This window comes from Aeromicrobium sp., from assembly GCF_014378035.1.
In the GTDB taxonomy this organism is placed as follows: Bacteria; Actinomycetota; Actinomycetes; order Propionibacteriales; family Nocardioidaceae; genus Aeromicrobium.
The window spans coordinates 1-8522 of the sequence record NZ_JACMOM010000060.1 but is presented as its reverse complement, the minus strand read 5'-3'; the positions used below and the strand labels follow the sequence as shown (position 1 = coordinate 8522).

Sequence of the window (8522 nt, the reverse complement as noted above, 5' to 3'; positions counted from 1 at the left end):
GGCCACGAACGGATCGGTCACCGTCCTGGCCAACCTTGGGGACGTGCCTGTGCCTCTCCCCGCCGACGCCGTGGTCCTCGCATCGAGCCAGCCGAGGGAGACCGGGGCGGTGCTGGGCTCGGACGAGACGGTGTGGCTGTGCGCCTGACGGCGGCTCAGTTGCACTCGCTCAAGCATGCGGTTAGGTTCGTTGGGTCCTTGTGGCCCGCGTCACTTTTCGTAGGTCGTTTCCGTTGGACCGGGTTGGGGAGCACATGACCACACGTCCGATTCGCAGAGTCGCCGCTGGCATCGCCGCGGCATTGACCATGAGCGTGCTCGCTGCCTGTGGCGGCGGCGGTGGCAAGCCGACGCTCAACTGGTACATCAACCCCGACGGGCAGGGCACGCTCAACAAGCTTGCCAAGGACTGCAGCACGGCCGACTACGACATCAAGATCCAGCTCCTACCCGCCAGCGCGACCGACCAGCGCACGCAGCTCGCCCGCCGTCTGGCCGCAAGGGACAGCTCGACAGACCTGATGAGCCTCGACCCGGTGTTCGTGCCCGAGTTCGCCAACGCCAAGTGGCTCGCACCGTTCGAGGGTGCGCTCGCCGACACCGTGCTCGACGACGACGTCCTCAAGGGCGCCGCGCAGACCGTCACGTGGGACGGCAAGGTCGTGGCGGCTCCACAGTGGGCCAATACCCAGGTGCTGTGGCACCGTCGCTCACTCGCCAAGGCGGCCGGCCTCGACATGACCAAGCCGGTCACCTGGGACCAGGTCATTGATGCGGCGGCCAAGAACAAGGCCACCGTGGGCGTCCAGGCCAACAAGTACGAGGCCTACGTCGTGTGGATCAACTCGCTCATCCAGGGCGCCGGGGGCAACATCCTCGACCCGACGACGGTCGAGAAGGGTCGCGACGCCAAGGTGACGATTGACTCGAAGGCCGGCGACGAGGCCGCGGCCGTCATCCAGAAGCTCGCCGACTCAGGCGCTGCCCAGCCCGATTTCTCCACGTCGAACGAGGGCACGAGCCTCGGGGCCATGTTCGCGAAGGACGGCCCTGGCGAGTTCATGACCAACTGGACCTTCGTCTACAAGAACTATGAGGGGCTCATCGGCAAGCCGGGTGGACCGAAGGACAAGGCGGAGCTCGCCGACCTCGGGTGGGCGCGTTACCCACAGACCGTTGCGGGCGAGCCGTCCAAGCCCCCGATCGGCGGCATCGACATCGGTGTGGGCGCCTACTCCAAGCACCCCGCCTTCGCCCAGAAGGCCGCCGTCTGCGTCACCAACGGCAAGGCGCAGACCGCCCTCGCGGTCAACGAGGGCCTGATGCCGTCACGGCAGACGGTCTACGACTCCGCCGAGCTCAAGAATGCCTACCCCGCCGACCTTCTCGCGCTCTACAGCGACAGCGTCGACACAGGAGGGCCGCGGCCCAAGAGCGCGTTCTACAGCCAGATCTCGAGCGCGGTGCAGTCGAAATGGCACTCACCCACCTCGGTCAACCCCAACAGCACGCCGGAGCAGTCTGCGGCGTTCCTCAAGGCAATCCTGAGCGGGAAGGCACTGCTGTGAACGAGCGCACGCGAATCAACCACCATCACGCCCCCCTGAGGGAGGTGTCGTGGTGACGGCGCAACTCGATACCGCGGCGAAGACCCCCAAGGCATCGAAGGCCCGGAAGCCCCCGAGCTCCGACCGGTCGCGAGCTGAGAATTCCTTGGGCCGCAAGCTGGTGGCTCCGGCCATCGTCCTGATGCTGGTCGTCACCGCCTTCCCCATGCTGCGGGCCCTCTACCTGTCACTGTTCAGCTACACCCTCACGGCACCCGACGACCGCACGTTCGTGGGCCTCGCCAATTACGGGACGGCCCTCGGCGACTCGCTGTTCTGGCGCGACACCGCCAACACCGTGATGATCATGGTGGTCACCGTGTTCGTCGAGCTGGTCATCGGTTTCGCCTTCGCGATGGTCATGCACAAGGTGATCTTCGCCCGGGGGATCATTCGCACCTCGATCCTGATCCCTTACGGCGTCATCACGGTGGTCTCCGGATTCGCGTGGCAGTTCGCCTTCTCCAACACGAACGGGTTCATCAACAGCTGGCTGCCGTTCGTGGGCAACGACTTCAACTGGTTCGCGCAGTACCCCTCGTCGATCGCCGCGATCATGGCGTCCGAGATCTGGAAGACGACGCCCTTCATGTCGCTGCTGCTGCTGGCCGGGCTTGCCCAGGTGTCCGAGGACATGCTCGAGGCCGCCAAGGTCGACGGCGCGACGTGGTGGCAACGTCTGTACAAGGTCATCCTCCCCAACATGCGGGCCGCCATCATGGTCGCTGTGCTGTTCCGCGCCCTTGACGCCTACCGGATCTTCGACAACATCTTCGTGATGACGGCTGGGGCCAACGGGACGGAGTCGATCTCGTTCCTGACCTACCGACAAGTCATCGAGCAGTTCCAGCTCGGCATCGGCTCGGCACTGTCGGTCCTGCTCTTCCTCTCAGTGATCCTGGTGGCATTCGTGATCGTCAAGCTGTTCAAGGTCGACCTGTCGGCCGCCCGGCAGGAGGGCTGACATGACGCACCTGAAAAGCCGTGCCGGCATGGCGGTCGGGTGCTCCCTGATCCTGCTCTGGTGCCTGCTGCCGGTGGCCTGGATCATCTCGCTGTCGTTCAAGTCGCAGGAGGCAGTCACCGTCGGGAGCCCGGGCTTCTTTCCCGCCAGCGGGACGGGTGCGGGCTGGCAGAACTACCGCGACGTGCTGCAGGACGACCAGTTCCGACGCTCGATCTTCAACTCGATCGGTATTTCCCTGATCGCGACGATCCTGTCGGTGATCTTTGCGACGCTCGCGGCGTACGCCATTGCCCGGCTGGAGTTCGTGGGCAAGAAGTTCGTGCTCACCACGGCCCTGGTCATCGCGATGTTCCCGGTCGTCTCACTGGTGGGGCCGCTGTTCGACATGTGGCGCACCTTCGGCATCTACGACACCTGGCCGGGGCTGATCATCCCCTACATGTCGTTCACCCTGCCGTTGGCGATCTGGACCCTGTCGGCGTTCTTCCGCGAGATCCCGTGGGAGATGGAGCAGGCAGCTCAGGTCGATGGTGCGACATCGTGGCAGGCGTTCCGCAAGGTCATCGTGCCCCTGGCCGCCCCCGGTGTGTTCACCGCGGCGATCCTGACGTTCTTCTTCGCGTGGAACGACTTCGTCTTCGGCATCTCGCTCACATCGACGGAGAACGCTCGACCCATTCCTGCAGCCCTGTCGTTCTTCGTCGGGGCCGATCCGTTCAACCGGCCAGCATCGCTGCTGGCCGCGGGCGCCGTGGTGGCCACGGTCCCGATCGTCGTCCTCGTCCTGTTTTTCCAGCGCAAGATCGTCGCCGGCCTCACCGCCGGCGCAGTGAAGGGTTGATCCCATGGCAGCCATCGAGATGAAGAACATCGTCAAGGAGTACGGAGACGGTTTCCTCGCCGTCGATGACATCAGCATCAATGTCGCCGATGGTGAGTTCATGATCTTGGTCGGGCCGTCCGGGTGCGGCAAGTCGACCCTGTTGCGGATGATCGTCGGGCTGGAGGACATCACGTCCGGCGACATGCTGATCGGCGGTGATCGGGTCAACGACCTGGCACCTCGCGACCGCAACCTCTCGATGGTGTTCCAGAACTACGCGCTCTACCCCCACCTCACCGTCTACGAGAACATCGCCTTCCCGCTCCGGCTGGCCAAGTGGAGTGAGAAGGAGATCGACGAGAAGGTCCGCGCGGCCAGCAAGACCCTCGACCTCGACGAGCACCTGCAGCGCAAGCCGGCTCATCTCTCCGGCGGGCAGCGCCAGCGCGTCGCGATGGGACGGGCCATCGTGCGCGACGCCCGCGCGTTCCTGTTCGACGAGCCGCTGTCGAACCTCGACGCCAAGCTCCGCGGTCAGATGCGCACCGAGATCGCGCGTCTGCAGAAGCGCCTCGGCATCACCACGGTCTACGTGACGCACGACCAGACCGAGGCCATGACCCTGGGCGACCGGGTGGCCGTCATGAAGCGTGGCGTGCTGCAGCAGCTCGCGACGCCGCGCGAGCTGTACGAACAGCCCGTCAACCTCTTCGTCGCCGGCTTCATCGGCTCGCCGCCGATGAACTTCCTGCCGGCCACGGTCGAAGGCAACGAGGTCACCCTGCCGTTCGGCACGTTCCCGATTCCTGCCGCCAAGGCGGAGAGGGCCGCAGGCAAGGGCTTGCTGATGGCCGGCATCCGGCCCGAGCACTTCGAGGACGTCTCGGTCATCGAGGCCGGCAAGGTCGACTCGGCGCAGACGTTCAAGGCACACATCGACGTCCGCGAGTGGCTGGGTGACCAGCAGTACGCCTACGTCCCCTACGAGGCCGAGGCGAAGGTGCAGGACCAGCTCAAGGAGCTTGCGCGGGAGGCCGACGGCGATTCACTGCGCACCCAGCTGATCGTGTCGCTGGACTCGGCCAGCGAGGTGAAGGAGGACGACGACGCCACGTTGTTCATCGACACCGACAAGATGCATTTGTTCGACCCGTCGAGCGGGGACAACCTCACGGTCGGTCTCTGAGCGGGACCGGCGTCAGCGCCGCTTCTTGCCCTTGCGACCGACGGCTTCGAGGACCTCGGCGTTCCACTCGTGCTCGCGGATCAACCTGTACCTCTCGCAGGCCACCCGCAGGTAGGCCTCGGTCGGACGTTCGCCCTCACCGCGTACGCCGGCCTCCTCGATCATGTTGACGACGGGCTCAAACTCCTCGGCGTACCAGCGCGCGGCCATGGTCACCTTGTCCATGTAGGCGCCCTCGGCGTGCATCGTGCGCGCCGCCCACGCCTCGACAGTCTCGGCGATGACCCCGTAGTCGGGAGGATTGTCGACGGCGACCGCCGCCCGGGCGTCACCCATGAACGGAACACGCTGCAGCATGAGCCGTCGCCAGAACTTGAGCTCGAGATCGGTGCGGGCATCGATGCCGACCGGGGCGAGGAAGGTGTCGATCGCCGTCACCCGCGCCTCGATCAGATCGACGCCGAGGCTTCGGGCGACCGAGACCCGGTGGTGGCCGTCACGCACGAAGTAGTACTCGCCGATCTGATAGACGTCGATCGGCGGGATGACCTCACCGGTCCGGCTGGCGCGTGCGAGCCGCTCCCAGCGCTGTCGGTTGATGACGGAGGTCGGCCGGAACCGCCGATCGAAGTCACGCACCTTGTCGACCGACCCCACGATGGCGTCCAGCGAGATGACCCTGGTCCCGAGGTAGTTCTCGGCGCGCCTCCCCAGCGCCTCGTCCACTTCGTCGAACGACACCGACTGGACCACGTCCGCAGTGTCGTTGCGCAGCCGCGCGGCGAGGCTCGACAGGACCTGGTGACGCCGGGCTCGCATGAAGTCGCTCTCGGCATCGACGCGTGGGGATCCCGAGCTGCTGACCATGTCAGGCCCGCCGTCCGGCGCCGGCTGCCGTGGACGTGTCAGCGTGCGGCGCGACTTCGATCAGCTGCCACGGGATCACGTTGCGGACCGTCGTGGGTCCGACCTGCCGGTCGGGCTTGTGCATGCCGTAGGGGTGGATGTGACCGTGCAGGTGCCACCTCGGTTGCAAGGTCTCGAGGACGCCGTGCAGCGCCGAGATCCCGACGTGGCTCGGGTCGGGCTCATCGCCGAGTCCCAGGGGTGGCGCGTGGGTCAGGAGCAGGTCGACGGGACCCATCCTGCGGGCGCTCCGCAGGAGCTTGCGGGCGCGGCGGGCGTACTGCTTCTGGGTGTACTGGTGGGCGCCAGAGTTGTAGCGCACGCTCCCGCCGAGACCGGCAATGCGCAGACCGCCGACGACGAGCACCTGCCCGTCGAGATTGACGAAGCCGCGTGGCCCGGAGGCAGTGCCAACCCCTGTCTGCGGATCATGGTTGCCGGGGACGTACGCCGCCGGCGCATCGACCGCCGATGCGAGCGACTCCAGGTGGTCCCACGGCAGGTCGCCGGCCGCGAGCAGGACGTCGACGCGCAGGTCGTGGAGCAGTGCGTCGTTGAGGGCAGGCGCAACGTCGCCAGCCACCGCCAGCACGCGCACCATCCGACCACCGTCCATCGCGCCAGCCTAGTCCCGGGGTGCGAAGGTCACACTCCCGCTGACCGTGGCCCGCAGCGCTACCCTCGGTGCATGCTGCGCATCCTTCTCGTCGAGGACGACGACGACATTCGCGCAGGTCTGAGCCGGGCACTGACCAACCAAGGCGTCACGGTGGCCGCCGTGGCTCGCGGTGCAGACGCGCTGGGGCGTCTGGCCGAGTTCGCCCCCGATGCGGTGATCCTCGACCTCGGCCTGCCCGACCTCGACGGGTCCGACGTCCTTGCGATGATCCGCTCGCTCGGCCAGGTCCCGGTGCTCGTGGCCACCGCGCGCGACGACGAGCGCGAGATCGTCCGACTCCTCGACGCGGGTGCCGACGACTACCTCGTCAAGCCCTACTCGGCGGCGCAGGTGCTCGCCCGCGTGCGGGCCGTCCTCCGCCGCGGTGGGCCCGGCGCCGAGAAGGAGTCCGCCACCGTGACGGTCGCCGACCTCGTGATCGACCCCCAGGGGCGCGAGGTCGAGCTGGCCGGGGAGCGCATCGTCCTGACCCGCAAGGAGTTCGACCTCCTGCTCTACCTCGCGCGGCGCGTCGGTGAAGTGGTGTCCAAGCACGACCTGCTCGCAGACGTGTGGAACCTCCCGTGGGGCGGGGGCGATCGCACCGTCGACGTCCACGTGTCGTGGCTGCGTCGCAAGCTCGGCGAGACGGCTGCGGAGCCGAGGTTCCTGCACAGCGTCCGCGGGGTCGGCCTGAAGATGGTCGACCCGACATGACGCTGCGTCGGCGGATCCTGCTGCTCGCCACGGGACTCACGGCCCTCGTGCTGGTGCTGTTCGCGGTGCCGCTGGCCATCGCCCTGAAGCAGTCGACGTCCGACCGGGTCGTCCGCGAGTCGGAGTACGTCACGCAGGGCGTCGCCGACTTCTTGAGCACCTACTCGTACACCAAGACGCAGACCTCCAAGTACGTCGATCGAGTCAACAGCCGCACAGACACCGCCGTCACGGTGTTCCTTCCGAGCGGCGCCTCGGTCGGTGCGGCGTTGCCCGGCGGCGTGAAGAGTCCGACGAAGATGGACGGCTCGGGCGCGAACAATGCGGGCGACGGCGACGGCGACCGAGACAACCTCGGCAAGGTGTCGGAGCCTCAGGTGCGACGTGCCACCGACGGCTGGGTCATCGAGATCCAATCCACGAGCCCCTCCGGCCGCGCACTGGTGCTCGGCTACATCAACGACAAGTCGGTCAACCGCGAGCTCTACGGCCGGTGGGGCCTCGTCGCCGGAGGTGCGCTGCTCCTTCTTGTCCTGTCGGCCGGCGGCGCCGAGATCGTGTCACGTCGACTGACCCGACCCCTCGTCGCCACCGCCACCACGGCGGCCGAGCTGGGAGCGGGCCGGCTCGACGCGCGTGCCCCGGTCGACGGAGCTCCTGAGATCGCGCAGGTCGCGACGGCGCTCAACCTGCTCGCCGACCGCATCGAGACCTTGCTGGCGTCCGAGCGCGAGACCATCGCCGACCTGTCCCACCGACTCCGGACCCCGATGACGGCGATCCGGCTCGACGTCGAGGCGCTGCCCGACTCCGAGCGCGTCCGCGACCTGGGCCGCCACGTCGCGGCCCTCGAGCGCACGCTCACAGCAGTCATCCAGCACTCACGCCTGCCCCAGCGCGAACGCGACCAGCACCGGTGCGACGCTCGTGAGGTCCTGCTGGACCGCGTGATCTTCTGGACGCCCCTGGCGGAGGACCAGAGTCGTCAGGTCGACGTCGAGCGCCCCGACGACGCCGTCGAGGTCGGGTGCACCGCGGAAGAGCTCTCAGCTGCCATCGACGCGCTGATCGAGAACGTGATCGCCCACACCCCGGAGGGCACCCCGCTCAGCGTCGTGCTCGTGCGAACCGACTCCGGGGCCCAGATCGACGTCATCGATCGCGGACCCGGGATACCGCTCGGCGCCACCCGGCGCGGCCGCAGCGACCGTGGGTCGAGCGGCCTCGGACTCGACATCGCGCGAAGCTGCGCCGAGTCGACCGGCGGGCGGCTCGACGTCCTGTCGAACGACGACGGCACGAACACCGTTCGACTCGACCTTCACGCTCCTCACAGCAATATTTGAGGTTCATTTGACCTCGTGCTGAGGCAAGCGTGATGCGGAGCCGACAACACTCGAGTCATGAACAAATCAGCACTCACCTCACGCACCTCCCTCGTGCAGAGGTCACGCAGGCACTTCGCCGCCTTCGCCGCGACCGGCGTCGTCCTGGCAGGTGGGCTCGCAGGCCTCACCGCTCATGCCGATCCCTCCTCGGCGTCGACCACGGGCTCGACACCCAGCTCGACACCGTCCGGGGCGACACCAACGGGGACGACACCGTCCGGGACGACACCGTCCGGGACGACACCGTCCGGGACGACACCGTCCGGGGTG

Annotated in this window: 9 protein-coding genes; 7 read left to right on the top strand and 2 right to left on the bottom strand. The window is 67.4% G+C overall.

Annotated features, from left to right (window positions below; all coding sequences use genetic code 11):
- From H7290_RS21255 to ugpC, 5 genes are all read left to right on the top strand, one after another.
- Positions 1-148 (top strand): DUF3459 domain-containing protein (locus tag H7290_RS21255; protein ID WP_366927591.1); only part of this gene is annotated, 148 nt, incomplete at its 5' end.
- A gap of 106 nt (positions 149-254) precedes the next feature.
- A complete protein-coding gene (locus H7290_RS03320; RefSeq protein WP_290512593.1) occupies positions 255-1568 on the top strand; it encodes an extracellular solute-binding protein in 1314 nt (437 codons plus the stop codon).
- A 52-nt stretch (positions 1569-1620) separates the two neighbouring features.
- Complete coding sequence (locus H7290_RS03315) at positions 1621-2571, top strand: carbohydrate ABC transporter permease (protein WP_290512592.1); 951 nt, start codon at positions 1621-1623, stop codon at positions 2569-2571.
- A 1-nt stretch (position 2572) separates the two neighbouring features.
- Positions 2573-3415: a carbohydrate ABC transporter permease gene (locus H7290_RS03310; protein ID WP_290512591.1), complete on the top strand. Its 843-nt coding sequence runs from the start codon at positions 2573-2575 to the stop codon at positions 3413-3415.
- A gap of 4 nt (positions 3416-3419) precedes the next feature.
- Complete coding sequence (gene ugpC / locus H7290_RS03305; protein WP_290512590.1) at positions 3420-4583, top strand: sn-glycerol-3-phosphate ABC transporter ATP-binding protein UgpC; 1164 nt, start codon at positions 3420-3422, stop codon at positions 4581-4583.
- Between the two features lie 12 nt (positions 4584-4595).
- On the opposite strand, the gene H7290_RS03300 is transcribed toward ugpC, so the two are convergent.
- Entirely contained in the window at positions 4596-5450 is an 855-nt protein-coding gene (locus H7290_RS03300) for a hypothetical protein (protein ID WP_290512589.1), read from the bottom strand.
- Between the two features lies 1 nt (position 5451).
- Entirely contained in the window at positions 5452-6105 is a 654-nt protein-coding gene (locus H7290_RS03295) for a metallophosphoesterase (protein ID WP_290512588.1), read from the bottom strand.
- Between the two features lie 72 nt (positions 6106-6177).
- On the opposite strand from H7290_RS03295, the gene H7290_RS03290 reads away from it, so the two are divergent.
- Positions 6178-6864, top strand: coding sequence for a response regulator transcription factor (locus tag H7290_RS03290; protein WP_290512587.1), 687 nt, complete (start codon positions 6178-6180; stop codon positions 6862-6864).
- Positions 6861-8210 (top strand): HAMP domain-containing sensor histidine kinase, encoded by a 1350-nt coding sequence (locus H7290_RS03285; protein WP_290512586.1) that lies wholly within the window; start codon positions 6861-6863, stop codon positions 8208-8210. Before H7290_RS03290 ends, H7290_RS03285 begins: the two co-directional genes overlap by 4 nt.
- Positions 8211-8522: the final 312 nt, after the last annotated feature.

Bases quoted from the DNA above. Each gene is read 5' to 3' on its own strand.
- H7290_RS03310 (WP_290512591.1), top strand. From the start codon at position 2,573: ATGACGCACCTGAAAAGCCGTGCCGGCATGGCGGTCGGGTGCTCCCTG.
- H7290_RS03300 (WP_290512589.1), bottom strand. From the start codon at position 5,450: ATGGTCAGCAGCTCGGGATCCCCACGCGTCGATGCCGAGAGCGACTTC.
- H7290_RS03320 (WP_290512593.1), top strand. From the start codon at position 255: ATGACCACACGTCCGATTCGCAGAGTCGCCGCTGGCATCGCCGCGGCA.
- H7290_RS03290 (WP_290512587.1), top strand. From the start codon at position 6,178: ATGCTGCGCATCCTTCTCGTCGAGGACGACGACGACATTCGCGCAGGT.
- H7290_RS03295 (WP_290512588.1), bottom strand. From the start codon at position 6,105: ATGGACGGTGGTCGGATGGTGCGCGTGCTGGCGGTGGCTGGCGACGTT.
- H7290_RS03285 (WP_290512586.1), top strand. From the start codon at position 6,861: ATGACGCTGCGTCGGCGGATCCTGCTGCTCGCCACGGGACTCACGGCC.
- ugpC (WP_290512590.1), top strand. From the start codon at position 3,420: ATGGCAGCCATCGAGATGAAGAACATCGTCAAGGAGTACGGAGACGGT.